This is a genomic window from Allobosea sp. 10L417, from assembly GCF_056395485.1.
In genome coordinates this window covers 1155138-1176890 of the sequence record NZ_JBFTJP010000001.1, presented here as the reverse complement: position 1 = coordinate 1176890, position 21753 = coordinate 1155138, and the positions used below count along the sequence as shown (strand labels likewise).

Genomic DNA, 21753 nt, shown 5'->3' with positions numbered 1-21753 from the left:
TGCCGAACGCCCATGCGAACAGCATGCTACGTCATCTTCTGGGCCATCACAGCGATCGTGGTCGTCGCGCTCATCACGCTGCCGATCAGCTTGCAGGCGCATCTGATCGCCGGTGCGATCGTGGTGAGCGCGATGATCATCCTCAAATTCCTGAGGCCTTACGGCGTCTGGAGGCTGATCGCGCTGGGCCTGGGGACGGCAATCGTGTTGCGCTATATCTACTGGCGCACCACGAGCACCCTGCCTCCGGTCAACCAGCTCGAGGATTTCATTCCGGGCCTGATCGTTTACCTCGCCGAACTCTACAACATTGGCATGCTGTTCCTCAGCCTGTTCGTCGTGGCCATGCCCCAGCCGAGCCGCAAGGCACCGCCGATCGATCCGCAGAGCGCGCCCACGGTCGACGTCTTCGTACCCTCCTATAACGAGGATGCCGAGTTGCTGGCGACCACGCTCTCGGCGGCGCTGGCGATGGACTATCCCGCCGGCCGCCTGAAAGTGTACCTGCTCGACGATGGCGGCACCGACGAAAAGTGCAACGCCGACAATTTCGTTGCTGCCAGCGCCGCCCAGGAGCGCCGGGCGACACTGCAGAAGCTCTGCGATGGGCTTGGCGTCTCCTACCTGACGCGCGAGCGCAACATCAGCGCCAAGGCCGGCAACCTCAACAACGGCATCGCCCATTCGCAGGGCGAACTGATCGTCGTCTTCGACGCCGACCACGCCCCGGCACGCAGCTTCCTGACCGAGACAGTCGGCTATTTCGGCCAGGATCCGAAGCTCTTCCTGGTCCAGACCCCGCATTTCTTCATCAATCCCGACCCGCTCGAACGCAACCTCAAGACCTTCAAGACGATGCCGTCCGAGAACGAGATGTTCTACGGCATCATCCAGCGCGGCCTCGACAAATGGGACGCGTCCTTCTTCTGCGGTTCGGCCGCGGTCCTGCGGCGCGTAGCCCTGCAGACGACGAACGGCTTCTCGGGGAGGAGCATCACGGAGGACGCCGAGACGGCGATCACCCTGCATGCCACCGGCTGGCACAGCGTCTATGTCGACAAGCCGCTGATCGCAGGACTGCAACCGGCGACCTTCACCAGCTTCATCGGCCAGCGCTCGCGCTGGGCGCAGGGCATGATGCAGATCCTGCTGTTCCATCGCCCGATGTTCAAGCGCGGCCTCTCCCTGCCGCAGCGGCTCTGCTATTCGTCCTCCGCCCTGTTCTGGCTCTTCCCCTTCGCGCGGCTGACCTTCCTGATCGCGCCGCTGTTCTACCTGTTCTTCGGCCTGGAGATCTTCACCGCCTCCGGCGCCGAGTTCATCGCCTATGTGCTCAGCTACATGGCGGTGAACCTGATGATGCAGAACTACCTCTACGGCCGCTATCGCTGGCCTTGGATCTCCGAACTCTACGAATTCATCCAGTCGGTCTATCTGCTGCCGGCGGTGATCTCGGTGCTGCTCAGGCCGACCAAGCCGACCTTCAAGGTCACGGCCAAGAACGAATCCCTGGAGCAGCGGCGCGTCTCCGAGCTCGGCAAGCCGTTCTTTATCATCTTCGCCGTGCTGTTCCTCGGCGTCATCGCGACCTACTGGCGGATGATCGCGGAGCCCTACAATGCCGACACGACCCTCGTCGTCGGATTGTGGAACATCCTCAACCTGCTGATGGCGGGCTGCGCGCTCGGCGTCGTCTCCGAGCGGCCGGAAGGGCGCGCCGCCCGGCGCTTCCCGGTGAAGCGGCGCGGCGAGATCAGCATCGACGGCCACATCGCCCCGGTCGTGACGGAGAATGTATCCGTCGACGGCATCGCCATCCGGGTACTGTCCAGGGACCTCGACAAGGTGTCGATCGGCAGCGTGGGGCAGGTGTCGTTCGAAACGACCATCGACATGCCGCGTGGATCCCTGCCCTTGCGGGTCATGCGCGTCGCTCCCGACGACAAGGGTCTTCTGCTCGGCTGCAGCTACCAGCCGACCGAACCGCTGCACAGCCGCATCATCGCCGATCTCGCTTTCTCCGACGCCGAGAACTGGAGCCAGTTCCAGAAGTCGCGGCGGCAGAACATGGGGGTGATCTACGGCACGATCCGCTTCCTGCGGATGGCGGCCTTTCAGACGAGCCGCGGCCTGTCCTATTTCTTCGGCCTCTACCGGTTTTCACGGTCGTCCACGCGCACCGGAGCGGCGGAATGAGACGGCTCCCGCTCACCCTCCTCACAGTCGCGGTTGCCACACTGACGCAGGGCCTCCTCCCGCGGCTCTCGGCACAGGAGGCGCCAGCGACGGTGCCCGGTCCGGCCCCCTTCATGATTGCGCCGCCCGGCGCGCAGCCGGCCGAACCGCCGCCCGCGGCGAGCCCTGCCCCGCCTCCGGCCCGGGAGCCGGTGGCGCCATCGCCGGCTCCGGCCTTCGCCTTCAAGCCGCTGCTGCCGGCACCGCGCGTCATGCTCGAAGGCGAGAGCGATACACGCAGCTGGGCCTTCTACCTGACGCAGGACGAGGCGGCGGCCGATCCCAATCTCGATATCGCCTTTCAGAATGCACTGGTCGTGATGCCGGAGGTTTCCCGGCTGGCCGTCCGCCTCAATGGCGAACGGGTGATCGAGATGCCGATCGCATCGTCCGACCGCCTGAAGCAGACCTCGGTCGCGGTTCGCAAAGGCCTGCTCAGGCCGGGGCTGAATACGATCAGCTTCGAAGCCCTGCAGCGCCATCGCACGGATTGCACGGTGGCTTCGACCTATGAGCTGTGGACCCGCATCGACGGCGCGGGCACCCGGCTGACCTTCAAGGGACCGGCGGCGCAGCAGTTCCGGCTGCGCAGCCTCGACGATCTGCCGGCGATCGGCGCCGACGAGGGCGGCCAGACCACGATCGTCATCGTCGCCCCCGGCGCAGCGAGCGCGATTGCCGCGAACAGCATTTTCGCCGTGGCGCAGGCCCTTGCCCTGCGCGGGCGATACGGCCAGGTCGCAGTGAAGGTCTCGGAACGCCTGCCCGAACGTGCCCGGCCGGGCACATTGACCGTCGCACTCGGCACGAACGACGAGATCCGTGCGTTGCTCGGCGGGTTGCCCACCGAAGCCGGCGGACGCAGCTTCCTCGGCTTCGTGCCGAGCCCGAAGAAGAGCACCGACATGCTGCTCGTGACGGGCGCGAACTGGCCGGACATCGACGCGATCGTCGGCAAGCTGCTGACCGCCCCCGTCTCGAGGCCGGCCAACATCAATCGCAAGACCATGGATACGGCGAGCTGGCATGTGCCGGATGCGCCCTTCGTCGCGGACCGGCAGGTGGTGCGGTTTTCCGAGCTCGGCATCCCCACGCAGGAATCGTCCGGCCGGCGCATGCGGGTGCGGGCCGTCGTCGCGATGCCCGGCGACTTCTACGCCAACGCCTACGGCGAGGCGACGCTCTATCTCGACGGCGCCTATTCGGACGAAGTCCTTCCGGGCGACAGCCATATCGAGATCTTCGTCAACGGCAACGTCGCCGCGACCTTGCAGCTCAATGCAGTGACGGGCGGGCTGTTCCAGCAATTCCCGATCACCGTGCCGCTGCGGCATTTCCGGCCGGGCGTCAACGAGATCTGGTTCGAGGCGGTCACCGTAGCCAAGTCGGACCTGAGCTGCGGGCCTGGCGCGACGCTCCCCGGCAAGAGCCGCTTCGCGCTGTTCGACACCACTGTGCTGTCCGTTCCGAACTTCGCGAAGATCGGGGTCAGCCCCAATCTCGCGGCGGCAGCCGGCACCGGCTTTCCCTATTCGGTCGCATCGCAGGTCGCCCTCATCATGGGCCGGCAGGATGCCACCAATCTCAGCGCCGCGAGTACGCTGCTGGCGCGCATCGCCCAGCGGGCCAGCAGGCCGCTCACCGTCGAGGTGCTGTCCGGTCCGGCTGCTGTCGGCGACCGGCCGGTCCTGATCGTCGGCGCCGCCGGCCAGCTGCCGGCCGGGATGCTCCCGCGCGTCGGGATTGCCGACAATGTCCGTGCCACCTGGCCGCTGCGCTCGGACGCCGTGGTGGTGACGCCGGATGCGGAGGGCGCCGCCGTCTTTGACGCCGTGATCAACCGGTTGCAGGGCCGGCAGGCGACGCCCGAAGCCTCGGGCGGAGCAGCTCCGACCACCGAGGCCGTGCGCGACCGCTGGCGCGGCTCGCTGGGCGGCCCTCTTGCCCGCTACTTCATCGCCTTCGATCAGTGGCTCCAGCGAACCTTCGATCTCTCCTTCGCGCAGCTGCGCGCGCCCTCGCGTGCGCCGACGCTCTACGAGCCGGCCGAAGGCACTGACCTGATTGTCGCGCAGGCCGCCGATCCGGAGACGAGACAGGTCTGGACCGCCTTTATCGCCCGCCGCGAAGAGGCTCTGGAAAGCACGGTGGACAGGGTCGTCTCGCCCGGAAACTGGGCGGCCATGGCCGGCAAGATCACCGCGTTCCGAGGCGCCCAGGAGGCGCACATCATCTCGGCCGACAGCACCTCCTTCGTCATGACACGGCCGTTCAGCCTGACGAATATGCGCCTGGTCTTCGCCAACTGGATGTCGAGCAATATCGGCATCTATGCATTGGCTTTGCTCACGGCCTGCATCGGCCTTGGCATCGGAACATCCCTGATGCTCCGGCGGTTGGGGCGTCGATCGTGATCCGCTTTCTCGCCATGCTCGCCGCAGCTCTCCTCGGCTTCCTTCCGAATGCGCAGGCGACGGTGCCCGCCGATGCCTGGGCGCTGTACCGGCAGAAATTCGTCACCGCCGAGGGCCGCGTCGTCGACGATGCGAATAGCGGGATCAGCCATAGCGAGAGCCAGGGCTACGGGCTCCTGCTGGCGTGCCTGGCGGGAGATCGCAGCACCTTCGCCAGCATCTTCGCCTTCACACGCACGGAACTGCTCATCCGCGACGACGGGCTCGCGGCCTGGCGCTGGGATCCGAAGGCGAGCCCCCGCGTCACCGACATCAACAACGCCAGCGATGGCGATCTTCTGATCGCCCACGCCCTCGCCTGCGCCGGCAGCCGCTGGAACATGCCCGCCTACAGCGCCGCCGCCCGCCAGCTCGCCCGCGCTCTTGCGAAGGTCGCACTCCTGAAGCGCGGCAACGATGTCTGGCTGATGCCGGCAGCGGTCGGCTTCTCCGAGAAGGATCGTGCCGACGGCCCGGTGATCAACCCCTCCTACTGGGTGTTCGAAGCCTTCCCCGTCATGACCCAGCTGACCGGCGATCCGGTCTGGACCCATGTCCAGGCCAGCGGGCTCAAGCTGCTCGACGAGCTGGCCAAGCGGAAGTTGCTTGCGCCGGAATGGCTGTCGATCAAGGCCGAACCGAAGCCGGCCGAAGGCTTCCCCGCCCAGTTCGGCTACAATGCGCTCCGCATCCCCCTCTATCTGCTGCGCGCCGGGCTCGGCGAGAAGGCGCGGCTCGAGCCCTTCCGCCAGGCCTGGGCCGGCGGCACGGCGGTCGTCGACGTCCGCAGCGGCAAACCCGTCGAGCCTCTCCCCGATGCGGGCTATCGCATACTCGCCGCAGCGATGGCCTGCGCGCTCGACAAAACCCCGATTCCGGCTGAGCTGAAGACCTTCCAGCCTACGCTGTACTACCCGTCGACGCTGCATCTTCTCTCCCTCTCGATGCTGAGCGAGAGGTATCCGCAATGCATGTGAGATCGGTCCTGATCGTCGCCGCGGCCTCGGGCGCCGCCTTCTATGCCCTTGGCCGCTACAGTGGTCAGGATACCAAATGGCCGGGCTCGCAACCCGTGATCCGGCCGGCGCTCGCCCAGGGCGAGACGCAGCAGGCCATGCCGGGCAACGAGCCGGCCCTCGAACTGGCGCAGGCCCCGAACGCGCCCGCGCGCCCCGCGACGCCGTCAGCGACTCAGCCCCAAACGCAGCAGCCCCCGCAGAAGGTCGATGAAACCGCGCTCCGCTATTTCGCGGCGCGGGGCGACGTTCGCCGCTTCGAAGCCGAACTCGCGAGGCTGCGGGCGCTCTACCCCGAATGGAAGCCGCCGACCGATCTGACCTCGCAGGGGCAGGTCGGCGATCCCGAGCTCGAGCGGGTGTGGAAGCTCTTCGCCGAGGGCAAGTACGGCGAGGCCCGGGCCGCGATAGCCCAGCGCGGCAGCGCCGATCCAAGCTGGCGTGCGCCTGCCGACCTCGTGGCGCAGCTCGACACGGCCGAAGCGCGCCAACGCCTCGTCAACGCCTCCAATGCCCGGCAATGGGAACAGGTCATCCGCCTCGGCACCGAGACGCCGGCGATGCTGACCTGCGCCAATGTCGATGTGCTCTGGCGCGTCGCCGAGGCCTTCGTCCAGACCGGCAAGCCCGACCGCGCACGTGACGCCTTCGCCTATGTGCTGACCAACTGCACCAACCCGGCCGAGCGGGTCGGCACCATGCAGAAGGCGCTCGCGACCCTGCCCGAAAATCTGGTCGAGCCGCTGCTGGCGCAGGAACGGCAGACCGAATTTGCCAGCATTCGCGACGAGCTCGCACGGCGTCGCATCGGCAAGGCTGCCGACGCCCCGACGCAGACAGCCACACCCGAGGATCTCCGGCGCATCGAAACCCTCGCCAACGCAGCCACGACGGCCGACGACCCCATCCTTCTCGGTTTCTACGCTCTCCACCACAACGACCCGACCAAGGCCGTGACCTGGTTCCAGACCGCGCTCGCGCGCAAGGGCGGGGCGAAGGCGGCGGAAGGCGCGGTGCTCGCCCTCGGCGCGACGCGGAAATATCAGGAGGCCGAAACGCTCGGCGCGCAGTGGCTGGAAGCTGGCGCAGCCAATCGCAAGGCCTATCTCGACGTCATCACGGCGCTGCTCACCCAGGAGCCGCCGCCGCGCCTCGACCGTGCCGTGATCGAGCGCATCGCCAAGGCCGTGGGCAAGGACCGGTACGCTCCCGGTGCGGGGGCGCTTGGCTGGTATGCCTACAACTCCGGGCAGACTGCGCCGGCCAGCACCTGGTTCGCAACGGCGCTGTCCTGGGACAGTGACTACGAGCCGGCAGCCTATGGGCTGGCGCTGGTGCGCCAGCGTCTGCGCGACCAAGCCGGGCTGCGCGCCTTGATGTCCGAATGGGGCGGGCGTTCCCAACGGATCGCCGATATCCTCAACCCTGCGCGCAGACCGCCCCAGCCCCCGACCCAAGCCCGTGTCGACCGGCCTCCCACCGCCGAGCCGCGCCAGAGCGCGCGCGTGGAACCTACCTTGGAACCGCTGGAACGCGCGCCTCGGTCCGCGATAGCAGCGGTGCGCGCTCACCCCGTCGAACGTGAAGACACGACAATCGCTGCGACGCCGTCCCGGTCGAGCACGGCCCGCCCGAGCAGCGGCAGCTGCGGCGCTGGCTCATCCGGCGCTGCGGCCCTGCAGCGTGGCTGGTGCCTTCTCAATCTCAAGCGCCCGGTCGCGGCGGCGGAAGCCTTCGAAGCCGCGCGGCGCACCGGGACCGCACAGATCGTCTCAGATGCATCAGCCGGCCTCGCCTATGCCAAGATCCAGCAGGGCCTGACGTCGGAAGCCAGTGTCGCTGCCGGCAGTGCGGCTCTACCTCCCGCACGGCGCAACGAGCTTTCGGCCCTGCTCCTGTCCGAGCGCTTCTTCGCGCAATACGATGCCAAGGATTACAACGGCGCGCTCGTCACTCTTGCGGCGCGGGCGCGCTACGCGCCGGAGACGACCGACTTGCTGCTGATGCGCGGCTGGTCCTACTTCAACCTCGGCCGCTACGACGATGCGAGCCAGGTCTTCCAGGCGCTCTACAAGACCAACAACTCGCCGGATGCCCTGTCGGGGCTGACCGCGATCCGCGACGTGACCCAGCGCAATAGATACTGAATAGTTCGGACCTTGCGGGCAGCCTCGATCGAGACGGCCCGCAAGGTCCGATACATTTGCGAACAGAAGCGTGATCGATGGCTCCGCCCGGAGCACCGCGGAAGATCGGTGCTCCAGGCTTAAGCAACAGGCCTTACTCGGCCGGGACCGCCAGGACCTCACCGTCGACCACCAGCGGAGAGTGCCCGCTCAGCGCGGCCTTCAGCTGGTCCTGATCGAGCTCGCCTTCCCAGCGCGCCACGACGATCGTCGCCACCGCATTGCCGATGAAGTTGGTCACCGCGCGGCATTCCGACATGAAGCGGTCGATGCCGAGGATCAGCGCCATGCCCGCGACCGGGACGGCGGGAACGACCGAGAGCGTCGCCGCCAGCGTGATGAAGCCCGCGCCGGTGATGCCGGCCGCGCCCTTCGAGCTCAACATGGCGACGAGCAGCAACAGAATCTGGTCGCCGAGCGGCAGGTGAATGTCCATGGCCTGCCCGATGAACAGCGCCGCCAACGTCATGTAGATGTTGGTGCCGTCGAGATTGAAGGAATAGCCGGTCGGGATGACCAGGCCGACGACGGAGCGCTTGCAGCCGGCCGCCTCCATCTTCTCCATCAGGCTCGGCAGCGCCGCCTCCGAAGAGCTGGTGCCGATAACAAGGAGGATCTCTTCCTTGATGTAGCGGATGAGGGCGAAGATCGAGAAGCCGTTGTAGCGGGCGACCGCACCGAGCACCCCGAGCACGAAGATCGCCGCGGTCAGGTAGAAGGTCAGGATCAACATCGCGAGATTGGCGACCGAGCCGATGCCGTAGCGGCCAATGGTGAAGGCCATCGCGCCGAAGGCGCCGATCGGGGCCGCCTTCATCAGGATCGCTACCAGCTTGAAGATCGGAGCCGAAAGCGCCTGCAGGAAGTCGAGGACCGGCTTGCCGCGCTCGCCCACCATCGAGAGCGAAAGGCCGAAAAGCACCGAGAAGAACAGCACCTGCAGGATGTCGCCGGAGGCGAAGGCGCCGACGATCGTGTCCGGGATGATGTTCTGCAGGAAGCCGACGATGCTGGAATCATGCGCCTTGGCCGCATAGCCCTGCACGGCCTTGGCATCGAGGCTGGCCGGGTTGATGTGCAGCCCGGTGCCGGGCTGAATGACGTTGCCGACGATGAGGCCGACGATCAGCGCCAGCGTCGAGAAGACGAGGAAATAGATCATCGCCTTACCGGCGACGCGCCCGACCTTCTGCATGTCGCTCATGCCTGCGATCCCGGTCGAGACCGTCAGGAAGATCACCGGCGCGATGATCATCTTGACCAGCTTGATGAAGGCGTCGCCGAGCGGCTTCATCGCCGCGCCCTGCTCGGGCCAGAAATGGCCGAGCAGAATGCCCGCCGCGATGGCGAACAGAACCTGGACATAGAGGTGTTGGTAGAACTTTCTGGGGCGCGCCGGCTGAGCGGACGCGAGGTCGAGCGTGGTCGCCATGATGTGCTCCTTGGGTCGGCGGTGTTCTTGCTCTTGTTCGAAACCGCTAGGCCCGTTGCGCAATCGGCGTGCCAACCGCGCGAAATCGACAGACTTCCTATAGAACAACGCGTTAGCGGGGCCGCGACGCGGGCCGGGGCGGGTTATTTGGCGAAAATCCGCACGGGCCCCTCTTGATTTGTGCGGAAATCCGCACAACGACTGGTTATGAGCCATTTCCTGCTCGATCCTCGAAGGGGGGCCGCGAAGCTGCGCTGGTTGGTCTTCGGGCTGGTCGTCGCAGCCATCGCCATCGCCTCGCTCTTCGCCGCCGGCGAATTCGGTCGCAGCCGGGCCATCGCCGGCACGCAATCGCGGGCCGAGGATGCCGGAACGCTGGCTCTCGCCATCCTGCGCGGCGAGCTCGAGAAGCAGCGCGCTCTGCCGGTGATCCTGGCCCGCGACCCGGACGTTCGCCAGGCACTGACAGGCGGTAGCCGCCACGGTCTCGACCTCAAGCTGGAAGCCATCGCGCGCGAAGCCCGCACCGCCGTGATCTATCTGCTCGGCCCTGACGGCATCGCAATCGCGGCCAGCAACTGGAACGAGCCGACGAGCTTCGTCGGCAACGACTACAGCTTCCGCGACTACTTCCGCGGTGCCGTCGCATCCGGCGGCGCCGAGCAATTCGCGCTCGGCACGGTCAGCCAACGTCCCGGCCTTTATATCACCCGGCGGATCGAGGAGGCCGGCCAGAGCCTCGGCGTGATCGTCGTCAAGGTCGAGTTCGACCGGGTCGAGGCCGACTGGCGAGCGCTGGGCGGCCAGAGCTATGTCGTCGACCAACGCGGCGTCGTGCTGCTCGCGACGGTCGAGGACTGGCGCTTTCGGGTCGAGGCGCCGCTCGACCAGGCGACGGCCGCGGCGATCCGGGACTCGCTCCAGTTCGGCGCCGCGCCGCTGACGCCCTTGCCGCTGCTGCAGCAAGGTGAGCTCGTCCAGGGGACGACCCCGCTCACCGGCCGCTATGTCCGGATACGCCACCCCGTGCCGACGACGGATTGGGTGCTCGAGGTACTGCTGCCTGTCGATGCAGCGATCACCGCAGGTCGTTCGCAATCGCAGGCGCTCGTCGCGCTCGTGCTGATGCCGGGCGCCGCGCTCGCCGCCTTTGCCCTGCGCCGGCGCCAGCACAACCTCGTCCGGCGCGAGGCCGACGCGCGCGCAAAGGCCGAGCTTGAGGAACGCGTTGCCGAGCGCACCGCCGAGCTGGCCGGCGCCAACCAGCGCCTCGTCGCCGAAATGGCGACGCGGACCCTGGCGCAGGAACGGCTGTCCAACCTCCGGGAGGAGCTCGCCAAGGCCAACCGCCTGGCCACGCTCGGCCAGGTCACCGCCGGCGTCGCTCATGAGGTCAATCAGCCGCTCGCGGCGCTGCGCACCTATGCCGAGAACGCGCGCGCCTTCCTGAAGCGGTCCGACACGATCGAGGCTGACGGCGCACTGGCGCGGATCGTCTCGTTGACCGACCGGATCGGCGCGATCACCGAGGCGCTGCGGGGCTTCGCGCGCCGCGGCAAGGGGCCGCCGGTGCCGGTCCCGGTCGCCACCGTCATCGAAGGCGCCCTGACCTTGCTCGAAGGGCCGCTGCGCCTGGCCGGAGTAACGCCGGTCGTCACAGCTCCAGCCGGGCCGGTCCTCGTCAGCGCCCGTCCGATCGAACTCGAACAGGTGCTCGTCAATCTCCTGCGCAACGCGATCGAGGCCATTCTCGAAGGGGGCGATGGAGGCGAGCCCGCGCTCGCTATCACCGTCACCCCGCGTGGAGACCGGGTCGAGATCGCGATCACGGATCGCGGACCGGGCCTCTCGGCCGACGCGCTGGCGCAGCTTTTCACCCCGTTCAGCACGACCAAGCCCAAAGGGCTCGGCCTTGGCTTGGTCATTTCGCAGGACATGATCACGTCCTTCGGGGGCACGCTGACGGCGACGAGCCGGCCGGGGGAAGGCGCCAGCTTCGTCATCAATCTCGAAAGGGCAGCCGCATGAGCGATTCCAGCGCTTCCATCGCTGCGATCGAGGTCGCCTTCGTCGACGACGATCCCGATCTGCGCGACGCTAATGTCCAGGCGCTGCGTCTGGCCGGCTTCCCGGCGGTCGCATTGCCTTCCGGCCACGCGGCGCTAAAACGGATCGGGCCGGACTATGCCGGCATCGTCGTCACCGACATCCGCATGCCCGGCATGGACGGCATCGAATTGCTCCGGCGGCTGCGGACGCTCGATCCCGACATCCCGGTGATCATGATCTCGGGCCATGCCGATATCGAGACGGCGGTGGGTGCCATGAGCGAAGGCGCCTACGACTTCATCGCCAAGCCCTATTCCGGCGAGCGCCTCGTCGAGACCTTGCGTCGCGCCGCCGAAAAGCGCGCGCTCGTTCTCGAAAATCGCCGCCTGCGGGCGTTGGCGACACGCGGCGAGGAAGAAACCACCCTCATCGGCGAGACGCCTGTCATCATGCGTCTGCGCCAGACCATCCGTGAACTCGCCGATGTCGATGTCGACGTGCTCATTCAGGGTGAGACGGGAACCGGCAAGGAGGTCGTCGCCAACCTGCTGCATCACCTCGGGCGGCGGCGCGACAAGCCCTTCGTCGCGCTGAATTGCGGCGCTCTGCCGGATAGCGTCATCGAGAGCGAGCTCTTCGGCTATGAGCCCGGTGCCTTCACCGGCGCGCAGAAGCGGCGGATCGGGCGCATCGAGCATTCGAGCGGCGGCACCCTTTTCCTCGACGAGCTGGAAAGCATGCCGCTGGCCGCGCAGGTCAAGCTGCTGCGCGTCCTGGAAATGCGCGAGATTGCGCCGCTCGGCTCGAACGACCTGCGCCGCGTCGACCTCCGGGTCGTAGCCGCGACCAAGGCCGACCTGGGCGACTCCGTGCGGCGGCGCGATTTCCGCGAGGATCTTTATTACCGCCTCAACGTCGTGACGCTGCACATCCCGCCGCTACGCGAGCGCCGCGGCGACATCCCGCTGCTGTTTTCGCGCTTCCTGGCGCGGGCGGCGGAAAAATACCGCCGGGAGGTGCCCGCCCTCGACCGCGCCGTCGAACGGCACCTCGTCGAGAACGACTGGCCGGGCAATGTCCGCGAACTCGTCCATTTCGCCGAACGTGTCGCACTCGGCCTGCCGGAGAATCTGCTGCCGGTCACGAAGGCGGAGGAAGGCGGCCCGCTGAGCCTGCCCGAGCGGCTGAACGCCGTCGAGGCGACCCTGATCCGGGAGGCGTTGGAAGAAACGCAGGGCGATGTCCGGGCCGCGCTGGAGAAGCTGCGCATCCCGCGCAAGACCTTCTACGACAAGCTCGCAAGGCATGGCATCGACCGCGCGGCCTATGAGCCCGGAGCAGAACGGGAGCCAAGAGTGCCCGCGCGCTGAACACCCGGGCGCCTGCGGTCTTCCTGATCGGCGCGCAGGGCAGCGCCGACCCGCCTATCTCAGCTGGCTGTCCTTGCTGCCGCGCCGGTTGTAGGCGGAGGACGCCGCGGAGCGATCATGGCCTGACTGGCAGTGCACGCACAGGCGCGCGCCCGGCATGGCGCGGCGGCGCGCTTCGGGGATTTCATCGCCGCATTCCTGGCAATGGATCTCGCCCGGCCCGGCCGGCAGCCGCGAGCGCACCAGCCGGACCGCGTCATTGATGGAATCGTCGATCTGGTCCTGAACGGCCCCGTCGGGCGCCCAACCACTCGCCATCCTGATACCTCCGTGCCCGGAGGATATGGGGTCGGCGTGCAGGAATCCAACGCGGATGCCTGGCCTGGGCCGAGCCCTTCCCGGTCAGATGCGGTTGCTCTCCGCGGCCTGGGCGTTCTCGAGCGTGCTCACCACCTCGTCGAGGCTCTCCTTCACGCCGAGCAGGAAGTCCTTGCGGAAGGCGATGATCGTATCCGGCGGCTCGCCCTTGAAGGTGTAGACCACGCTGACCTGGTCGGGATTGACGTAGACGGGCTGGCCGTCCTTCGGCGAGGTGAACTTGCAGAGCTTGGGCATGGTGCGATCTCCATCGTCTGCCGAACGCTGACATTGCCGGGCCAACCCATGCGGCGACATCGTTGTCGGAGGAGCTTTCGCTACAGGCTCACATCGCGTCAGTCCACGGCCCCCTGCGGACGAAGCTTGCAAGGCGACCCCCGCCTTCGCAGCGGCCGGCTGAAACACCGGGGTCGCCGAGCGTTCGGACGGACGCCTTGGCCGCGATGGCACGATTCCTGATTGGCCCATCGCGAACCGTCCCAAAGGAACAGCCGAAAGGCATGGCGCCAAATCTGCGGATCCTCATCGTCGACGCGAACCAGGTCAGGGCCACGATCATCGAGGAAGGCTTGCGGGAAGCGGGCTACCGGCAGCTGATCCGCCTGTCCGCGACCACCGGGCTGATCGCCGCCATCGAGGCCCATGATCCCGATGTCGTCGTGATCGACCTCGAGGATCCCAGCCGCGACGCGCTGGCCGACATGTTCCTCGTCAGCCGGCATGTCCGCCGGCCGATCACCATGTTCGTCGACCAGTCGGATTCCGCCTCGATCGAGGCCGCGGTGGAGGCCGGCGTCTCCGCCTATATCGTCGATGGGCTGAAGAAGGAGCGGATGCAGCCGATCCTGCAGACCTGCATCAGCCGCTTCAACGCCTTCCGCAAGCTGCGCGAGGAACTCGACGAGGCCCGTTCCCAGCTCGAGGACCGCAAGACGATCGACCAGGCCAAGCGCATCGTCATGCGGCTGAAGGGTCTCTCGGAAGACGAGGCCTACGCGCTGATGCGCCGAACCGCGATGAACGAGAAGCGCAAGCTCGTCGACATCGCCCGCTCCCTCATCACCGCCGCGGAGATGCTGAAATGACGACGCTGCACCTGCGGGTCGGCTTCATGCCGCTGGTCGATTGCGCCTTGGTCGTTTTGGCGAAGGACGAGGGCTTCGCCGAGGCCGAAGGGCTCGATCTCGAACTGGTTCGCGAAGTGTCCTGGTCGAACCTGCGCGACAAGTTGAATGTGCGCCTGTTCGACGCCGCCCATATGCTCGGCCCCGCCGCTATCGCCGCGACGCTGGGCATCGGTGGCGTCAAGGCTCCGATGGCGGCGCCGCTGGCGCTCAATCGCGATGGTGCGGCGATTACGCTTTCGTTGCGGCGCTTCGAGGAAATGACGCGTCTGGCGGAGGGCGATCCCGCCGACACCGCCGTCTCCGCCCGCGCGCTCGCCACGCTGGTCGCGCGCCGCCGGGCCGCTGGCCTGCCGCCGCTGACCTTCGCCGCTGTGTTCGCATTCTCGACGCATATCTACCTGCTCGGAGAGTGGCTGGAGAAGGCCGGGCTCAAGCTCGGCGACGACGTTCGTTTCGAGGTCGTGCCGCCGCCCCAGACCGTCGAGGCGCTCGCCAGCGGACGGATCGACGGCTTCTGCGCCGGCGCGCCCTGGAATTCGGCGGCCGTGGCGGCCGGCGTCGGCGCGATGGTGCATGCCAGCGTCGATCTGCGCCGCAATTGCCATGACAAGGTTCTCGCCTGGCGCGCCGACGACATCCAGAAGCGTCCGGCCGCCGTCGCGAAGCTCGGCGCCGCGATCCTGCAGGCCAGTGCCTGGGCCTGCCGCCCGGAGAATTTTCCGCGCATGGCGCAGCATCTTTCCGCGCCGGATCGGCTCGCGCTGCCGGCCCCGCTCATCGAGCGCATCCTGCACGGCGAGCTGATCCAGGGTGCTGAGAGGCCGCCGCGCCAGATCGATCACTTCATCCGGCTCGAGCCGGAGGCGCTGCGCCCCGATCCGGACGATGCCGACTGGGTTCTGGCCGGCATGGAACGGGCCGGCCAGATCGTCGCGACGCCGCAGATGCGCGACATTGCCCGAGGCGTTTACCTGCCGGCCTATTTCGAAGGCATTTTGGCCAACCATCCCATTATGCCCAAACATTAGGCCAATGCGCTTCTCTTGTGCGATGCAGCAAAGCGATTGCGCCGATGGCGCGCCAGCTCGTAAGTTCGCAAGTTATTGCAATTCAAGGATCGCAGCGCCCCCCGAGCGGTTGGCACGATCCTTGTAGAGCTTGATACGACGCGGCCAACGCTGCCCGCGCCATCCCCGATCCGGAAGACACAGCAACGCCGCTGTCGAATGCGCCTGTCCAGGCGTCTTTCGCGCGGCGTTTTTCGCGTTCGGGGCTGGCTCAAACGCGCGGCTTTTCAGCAACCGAGAGGCGATCGATGACGCATAGCTCCAGAACCGGGATCAAAGCGGCCGCATCCATGCAAGGCGGCGCCAGCCGTCGCCAGTTCCTGCAAGTGTCCGGGACGGCTGCATTGCTTGCGGCGGCAAGGGCGGCGTTGCCCTCTGGCGCCTTCGCGCAAGGGACCGGTCCAGAGGTCAAGGGCACGCGTCTAGGCTACATCGCTCTCACCGACGCCTCGCCGCTGATTATCGCCAAGGAGAAGGGCCTCTTCGCCAAATACGGCCTGCCCGACATGGACATCGCCAAGCAAGCGAGCTGGGGCGCGACGCGCGACAACATGGCGCTCGGCTTCAAGGCGAACGGCATCGATGGCGGCCATATCCTGCGGCCGAAGACGCATCTCTATTCCACCGGCAAGGTCATGCAGAACGGCCAGCCGCTGCCGATGTACACGCTGCTCAACCTCAACGAGGACGGGCAGGCGATCTCGGTCTCCAACGAATACAAGGATCTCAACGTCCAGAAGGATTCCTCGCCGCTGAAGCAGGCCTTCGAGCGCAAGAAGGCCGCCGGCAAGGAGCTGACCGCCGCCATGACCTTCCCGGGCGGCACCCATGACCTCTGGATCCGCTACTGGCTCGCCGCCGGCGGCATCGACCCCGACAGCGACATCAAGGTCATCGTCGTGCCGCCGCCGCAGATGGTGGCGAACATGAAGGTCGGCACGATGGACTGCTTCTGCGTCGGCGAGCCCTGGAACGAGCAGCTCGTCAACCAGAACATCGGCTACACCGCGCTGACCACCGGCGAGCTCTGGCTCCGCCATCCCGAGAAGATCCTGGGCATGCGCGCCGATTTCGTCGATGCGAACCCCAAGGCGACGCAGGCCATCCTGATGGCCGTGATGGAGGCCCAGATCTGGGCGGACAAGATGGAGAACCGCCAGGAACTCGCCGAGATCGTCGGCAAGCGCCAGTGGTTTAACGTTCCCACCGGCGACATCAACAAGCGCCTGCTCGGCGACATCAACTACGGCAATGGCCGCGAGGCGAAGGGCACCAATCTCTACATGAAGTTCTGGGGCGAAGGCGGCACGACCTCCTATCCCTGGAAGAGCCTGGATACCTGGTTCGTCACCGAGAACATCCGCTGGGGCAAGTTCGAGTCGACGATCGACATCAAGGCGCTGGTCGACAGGACCAACCGCGCCGATCTCTGGCGCGAGGCCGCGAAGACGCTCGGCGTCGCCGGCGCGCCGACGACCGATTCCCGTGGCGTCGAGACCTTCTTCGACGGCATGAAGTTCGATCCCGCGGCGCCGATGGACTACCTCAAGGCGCTGAAGATCAAGCGGATCGCCTGACGCCATGGCCGAGCCCCTGATCATCGTCGGCAATGGCATGGCCGCGACGCGATTGGCTGACGAACTCAGCCAGCGCGCGCTCGGGCGCTATTCCCTGGCGGTGATCGGAGACGAGCCCCGACTCGCCTATAACCGCGTCCTGCTCTCCCCGCTGTTGGCGGGCGAGATCGGCGAGCGGGAGATCGAGCTCAAGCCCGCCGCATGGTGGCGCGAGCGCGGCATCTCGACCTTCTATGGCCGGCCCGTCCAGACCATCGATCGCGCGGCGCAAACGGTCACGCTCAGCAGCGGTCCGACCCTGCCATATGGCAAGCTCGTGCTGGCGACTGGTTCGACGCCGCTGCGGCCGCCCTTTTCGGGCGGCGAACTCGCCGGCGTCGTCACCTTCCGCGATACCGCCGATGTCGGCACGATGCGGGCTTATGCCCAGCGCGGCGCCCGCATCGTCGTGATCGGCGGTGGGCTTCTCGGGCTCGAGGCAGCCTATGGGCTCGCACGGGCCGGCGCCGAGGTGACGCTGCTGCATCTCGTCGACCGCCTGATGGAGCGCCAGCTCGACCACGAGGGCGCAGCCCTGCTCGCCGCGGCGATGGCCGGGCGCGGCATCGACGTGCGCCTCTGCGCCGAAACGAAGGGCTTCCGCGGCGAGGGTCGGGTCGAGGCGGTCGAGCTGGCGGACGGAACTGAGATCCCCGCCGATCTCGGGGTCATCGCCATCGGCGTGCGCCCGAATATCGGGCTCGCGCGAGCGGCGGGCCTCGGCGTGGGGCGCGGCATCCTGGTCGATGACGGCCTCGCCACCGACGACCCTGCGATCTTCGCCATCGGCGAATGCGCGGAGCATCGCGGCCTCGCCTATGGCCTTGTCGAGCCAGCCTATGAACAGGCGCGGGTGCTGGCCGCGAGGCTCGCCGGTCGCGAAGGCGCCTATCAGGGCTCGCTGCTCTCGACCAATCTCAAGGTCTCCGGCGTCGGCGTCTTCTCGGCCGGCGAGTTCGAGGCCGGCGATGGCACTGAGACCGTCGTGCTGCGCGATCCGGCCGCGGGCATCTACCGCAAGTTCGTGCTGCGCGAGGGCCGCCTCGCCGGTTGCGTGCTCGTCGGCGATACGCAAGGCGCGCTGTTCTATCTCGGCCTGATCCGCTCGGGGCAGGACATCAGCGCGATCCGTGCCGATCTGCCCTTCGGCGAAAGCTATTGCGTCGGGAAGGCCGCCTGATGCGCCACGACGCCCCCCTTGCTCCGGTTCCCGTGCGCACGACCTGTCCTTATTGCGGGGTCGGCTGTGGTGTGCTGGCGACGCCGGACGGGCTGGGTGGCGCCGCGATCGCAGGCGATACCGAGCATCCGGCCAATCGGGGGCGGCTCTGCTCCAAGGGCTCGGCGCTCGGCGAGACGCTGGGGCTGGGCCACCGGGTGCTGCACCCGCTGAAGCGCAATACGGAAGGCAGCTACGACAGGATTGGTTGGGACGAGGCGCTCGATGCTGTCGCTGCCGGCTTGCGGGCCATCGCCGCCGAGCACGGCGCCGCGGCGATCGCCTTCTACCTCTCGGGCCAGCTCCTGACCGAGGACTATTACGTCGCCAACAAGCTGGCGAAGGGCTTCATCGGTTCGCCCCATGTCGACACCAATTCGCGGCTGTGCATGTCCTCGACGGTCGCCGCGCAGCGCCGGGTCTTAGGCTCGGACACGGTACCCGGATCCTACGAGGATTTCGACAGCGCCGACCTGATCGTCCTCGTCGGCTCGAACACGGCCTGGTGCCACCCGATCCTGTTCCGGCGCATGCAGGATAATCGACGCGAACGCGGCGCGCGTCTTGTCGTGCTCGACCCGCGCATTACCGCCACGGCGGAAGAGGCCGACATGGTGCTGGTGTTGAAGCCCGGCTCCGACGCGGCCCTCTTCGCGGGGCTGCTCGTTCATCTCGCCGATCGCGGTCTCATCGACCGCACCTATGTCACGCGCCATGTCGCCGGCTTCGACGAGGCCCTCGCCAATGCCCGCGAGATCGCGCCCGACGTGGCCTCGGTCTCAGCCATGACGGGCCTTCCGGTCGAGCAGATCGCAGCCTTCTATGAGCTCTGGGCCAGCACGCCCCATGTCGTCACGGCCTGGAGCCAGGGCGTCAACCAGTCGGCGCAAGGTACCGACAAGGTCGCCGCGATCCTGAGCTGCCACCTCGCCACCGGCCGGATCGGGCGCCCCGGCTGCGGCCCGTTCTCGCTGACCGGCCAGCCCAACGCGATGGGCGGGCGCGAGGTCGGCGGGCTCGCCAACATGCTCGCCGCCCATATGGGCTACGGCGCGGAAGAGATCGATCGCGTTCGCCGCTTCTGGCGCGCGCCGAGCATCGCCCGCCGCGAGGGCCTAAAGGCGGTGCAGATGCTCGAAGCGGTCGCTGATGGCGGCATCCGTGCGATGTGGGTGATGGCGACCAACCCGGCAGTCTCCCTCCCGAACGCGGACAAGGTGCGTGCCGCGCTCACCGGCCTCGATCTCTTCATCGTTTCCGAGAACGTGCTCTCCAACGACACGCTCGCCGCCAAACCCCACTACATCCTGCCGGCCGCGGCCTGGGGCGAGAAGGACGGCACCGTCACCAACTCCGAGCGGCGCATCTCGCGCCAGCGCGCCTTCCTGCCGCTGCCGGGCGAGGTGAAGCCGGATTGGTGGATCGTCGGCGAGGTGGCGAAGCGCCTCGGATTCGGCGAAGCCTTCGCCTATGTCGGCGCGCACGAGATCTATGCCGAGCACGCGGCGCTCTCCGCCTTCGAGAATGACGGCACGCGCGATTTCGATATCGGCGCCCATGCCGGTCTCGACCGGGCCGGCTATGACGGGCTGCGTCCGGCGCAATGGCCCGTGCCGGCCCATCAGCCGCAGGGCACCGCGCGGCTTTTCGGCGATGGAAACTTCTTCGGCCCCGGGCGTCGCGCGCAGATGCGCCCGCTCGCCGCCCCAAAGCTGGCCGCGGCAAAGAGCGAGGCTTTCCCCCTGCTGCTCAATACCGGCCGCGTCCGCGACCACTGGCACACGATGACCCGCACGGGCCTCAGCCCGCGGCTCAGCGCGCATGTCGCCGAGCCTTCTGTCTCCGCGAACCCGGCCGACATCGTGCGCTTCGGGCTGAGCGAGGGCGGTTTCGCCCGTCTCGCCAGTGCCAATGGCAGTGCGGTGCTCAAGGTCGCGGCCGACAGGGGCGTCACCGAAGGAGAGCTGTTCGCGCCGATCCACTGGTCCGGGGAAACGGCCTCCGACGCCCGCATCGGCGCCCTGGCGCAGCCGCTCTGCGACCCGTTCTCCGGCCAGCCCGAATTGAAGGCGACGCCGGTTTCGATCGCGCCGGTCGCTTATCGTTTTGAGGGTTTCGCCCTGTCACGCACGCCCTTCGCCGTGCCGGAGCCGAGCTGGTGGGCACGGTTGGCGGTGCAGGGCGGCGAAGGAAGGCTGTTTGCCACCGACGCGCCCGTCGATGCGATGGCGGCGCTGATGCGCGAGCGCTTCGGCCCGGACGAGCTGACCGAGCTGATCGACCGCGACGGTGGCAGCTATCGCTGCGCCGCGCTCCGCGAAGGCCGGCTCGCGGCCACCCTCTTCCTCGCGCCTGCGGGCCGCCCCCCGCTCTGGGACACGGTCAAGACCATCTTCGCCGATCCGGCGGCGACCGTGGAGAGCCGGCTCTCCCTGCTGTCCGGGCGCAGCCCCGGCGGGACCGATCCCGGACCGACCGTCTGCGCCTGCTTCGGCGTCGGCCTGAATGCGATCCGCGCCGCCTTCGAGGCCGGCGCGGCGACGGCCGAGGAGATCGGCCTTCAGCTCAAGGCGGGGACCAATTGCGGCTCCTGCCTTCCCGAAATCCGCCGCATCGGCGCGCAGGCACGCGCGAGTGAAGCGGCATGACCAACGCGACGGACAATCTCGGTCAGAGGAGAGACTGGAACATGGGTCAGCCTGTCTTGAAGGACGCGATCGCGAGCGCGACGGTCGTCACGCTCCCGGGCAAACCGCCGGAGGTGGTGTCGCTGCCGGCCGGGCCGTCGAAGCCGTTCGCCGCCAAACTCGTTCCCTGGGCAAAGAGCGTTCTTGTCAACTTGATCCCGCCGCTGATCACGGTCGCGCTCATCCTCCTGTTCTGGCAGCTCGCCGCGCATGGGCCGCAATCCTCGCTGCCGACGCCAACCAAGATCTGGGCCGAGGCGAAGGACCTGATCGTCGAGCCGTTCTACTGGGCTGGGACGCAGGATATCGGGCTGGGCTGGCGCATTCTCGTCTCGCTGCAACGCGTCGCCATCGGCTTCAGCCTCGCGGCGATCGTCGGCGTGCTGCTCGGCGCGCTGGTCGGCCAGTCGGTCTGGGCGATGCGCGGGCTCGACCCGGTCTTCCAGGTGCTGCGCACGGTGCCGCCGCTGGCCTGGCTGCCGCTGTCGCTCGCCGCCTTCCGCGACAGCCAGCCCTCGGCGATCTTCGTGATCTTCATCACCGCGATCTGGCCGGTGATCATCAACACGGCGGTCGGTATCCGCAACATCCCGCAGGACTACCGCAACGTCGCGAAGGTGCTCCGGCTGAACCAGATCGAGTTCTTCTTCAAGATCATGGTGCCTTCGGCTGCGCCCTACATCTTCACCGGGCTTCGGATCGGCGTCGGCCTGTCCTGGCTCGCTATCGTGGCGGCGGAGATGCTGACGGGCGGCGTCGGCATCGGCTTCTTCATCTGGGATGCGTGGAACTCCTCGCGGCTCTCCGACATCATCGTGGCGCTGGTCTATATCGGCGTGGTCGGCTTCCTGCTCGACCGCCTCGTCGCTCTCATCGGCCATGTCGTCACCCGCGGCACCGCGACGAACTGAGGAGCGG

Annotated in this window: 15 protein-coding genes; 12 read left to right on the top strand and 3 right to left on the bottom strand. The window is 67.5% G+C overall.

Annotated features, from left to right (window positions below; genetic code table 11):
• Window positions 1-12: 12 nt before the first annotated feature.
• From bcsA to AC1DE3_RS05875, 4 genes are read left to right on the top strand one after another with little or no spacing between them, the layout of a single operon-like run.
• Window positions 13-2196 carry a UDP-forming cellulose synthase catalytic subunit gene (gene bcsA, locus AC1DE3_RS05890; protein WP_441510510.1) on the top strand — a complete coding sequence of 728 codons (2184 nt, stop codon included), beginning with the start codon at window positions 13-15 and terminating at the stop codon, window positions 2194-2196.
• On the top strand, window positions 2193-4649 hold the full coding sequence (locus AC1DE3_RS05885) for a cellulose biosynthesis cyclic di-GMP-binding regulatory protein BcsB (protein ID WP_441510511.1): 2457 nt from the start codon (window positions 2193-2195) through the stop codon (window positions 4647-4649). The genes bcsA and AC1DE3_RS05885 overlap by 4 nt, the downstream gene beginning before the upstream one ends.
• Window positions 4646-5665: a family 8 glycosyl hydrolase gene (locus AC1DE3_RS05880; protein ID WP_476852200.1), complete on the top strand. Its 1020-nt coding sequence runs from the start codon at window positions 4646-4648 to the stop codon at window positions 5663-5665. Before AC1DE3_RS05885 ends, AC1DE3_RS05880 begins: the two co-directional genes overlap by 4 nt.
• Entirely contained in the window at window positions 5656-7851 is a 2196-nt protein-coding gene (locus tag AC1DE3_RS05875) for a tetratricopeptide repeat protein (protein WP_476852199.1), read from the top strand. The genes AC1DE3_RS05880 and AC1DE3_RS05875 overlap by 10 nt, the downstream gene beginning before the upstream one ends.
• A gap of 133 nt (window positions 7852-7984) precedes the next feature.
• On the opposite strand, the gene AC1DE3_RS05870 is transcribed toward AC1DE3_RS05875, so the two are convergent.
• Window positions 7985-9322 carry a dicarboxylate/amino acid:cation symporter gene (locus tag AC1DE3_RS05870; RefSeq protein WP_441510513.1) on the bottom strand — a complete coding sequence of 446 codons (1338 nt, stop codon included), beginning with the start codon at window positions 9320-9322 and terminating at the stop codon, window positions 7985-7987.
• Window positions 9323-9529: 207 nt separating this feature from the next.
• On the opposite strand from AC1DE3_RS05870, the gene AC1DE3_RS05865 reads away from it, so the two are divergent.
• Together AC1DE3_RS05865 and AC1DE3_RS05860 are read left to right on the top strand one after the other, a co-directional pair.
• Complete coding sequence (locus tag AC1DE3_RS05865; RefSeq protein ID WP_441510514.1) at window positions 9530-11350, top strand: sensor histidine kinase; 1821 nt, start codon at window positions 9530-9532, stop codon at window positions 11348-11350.
• Complete coding sequence (locus AC1DE3_RS05860; protein ID WP_441510515.1) at window positions 11347-12741, top strand: sigma-54-dependent transcriptional regulator; 1395 nt, start codon at window positions 11347-11349, stop codon at window positions 12739-12741. Before AC1DE3_RS05865 ends, AC1DE3_RS05860 begins: the two co-directional genes overlap by 4 nt.
• Before the next feature lie 54 nt (window positions 12742-12795).
• On the opposite strand, the gene AC1DE3_RS05855 is transcribed toward AC1DE3_RS05860, so the two are convergent.
• Both AC1DE3_RS05855 and AC1DE3_RS05850 read right to left on the bottom strand, forming a co-directional pair.
• Complete coding sequence (locus tag AC1DE3_RS05855; protein WP_441510516.1) at window positions 12796-13059, bottom strand: DksA/TraR family C4-type zinc finger protein; 264 nt, start codon at window positions 13057-13059, stop codon at window positions 12796-12798.
• An 84-nt stretch (window positions 13060-13143) separates the two neighbouring features.
• Window positions 13144-13356, bottom strand: a complete 213-nt coding sequence (locus AC1DE3_RS05850) for a hypothetical protein (RefSeq protein ID WP_441510517.1) — start codon at window positions 13354-13356, stop codon at window positions 13144-13146.
• 263 nt (window positions 13357-13619) lie between these two features.
• Between AC1DE3_RS05850 and AC1DE3_RS05845 the strand changes: the two genes are divergently transcribed.
• From AC1DE3_RS05845 to ntrB, 6 genes are all read left to right on the top strand, one after another.
• Window positions 13620-14204 (top strand): ANTAR domain-containing response regulator, encoded by a 585-nt coding sequence (locus AC1DE3_RS05845; RefSeq protein WP_441510518.1) that lies wholly within the window; start codon window positions 13620-13622, stop codon window positions 14202-14204.
• On the top strand, window positions 14201-15274 hold the full coding sequence (locus AC1DE3_RS05840) for a CmpA/NrtA family ABC transporter substrate-binding protein (protein ID WP_476852198.1): 1074 nt from the start codon (window positions 14201-14203) through the stop codon (window positions 15272-15274). The genes AC1DE3_RS05845 and AC1DE3_RS05840 overlap by 4 nt, the downstream gene beginning before the upstream one ends.
• Window positions 15275-15561: 287 nt before the next feature.
• On the top strand, window positions 15562-16890 hold the full coding sequence (locus AC1DE3_RS05835) for a CmpA/NrtA family ABC transporter substrate-binding protein (RefSeq protein WP_441510520.1): 1329 nt from the start codon (window positions 15562-15564) through the stop codon (window positions 16888-16890).
• 4 nt (window positions 16891-16894) lie between these two features.
• On the top strand, window positions 16895-18109 hold the full coding sequence (locus tag AC1DE3_RS05830; RefSeq protein ID WP_476852197.1) for an NAD(P)/FAD-dependent oxidoreductase: 1215 nt from the start codon (window positions 16895-16897) through the stop codon (window positions 18107-18109).
• On the top strand, window positions 18109-20796 hold the full coding sequence (locus AC1DE3_RS05825; protein ID WP_476852196.1) for a molybdopterin-dependent oxidoreductase: 2688 nt from the start codon (window positions 18109-18111) through the stop codon (window positions 20794-20796). Before AC1DE3_RS05830 ends, AC1DE3_RS05825 begins: the two co-directional genes overlap by 1 nt.
• A gap of 41 nt (window positions 20797-20837) precedes the next feature.
• Window positions 20838-21746 carry a nitrate ABC transporter permease gene (ntrB, locus tag AC1DE3_RS05820; RefSeq protein ID WP_441510523.1) on the top strand — a complete coding sequence of 303 codons (909 nt, stop codon included), beginning with the start codon at window positions 20838-20840 and terminating at the stop codon, window positions 21744-21746.
• Window positions 21747-21753 lie beyond the last annotated feature (7 nt).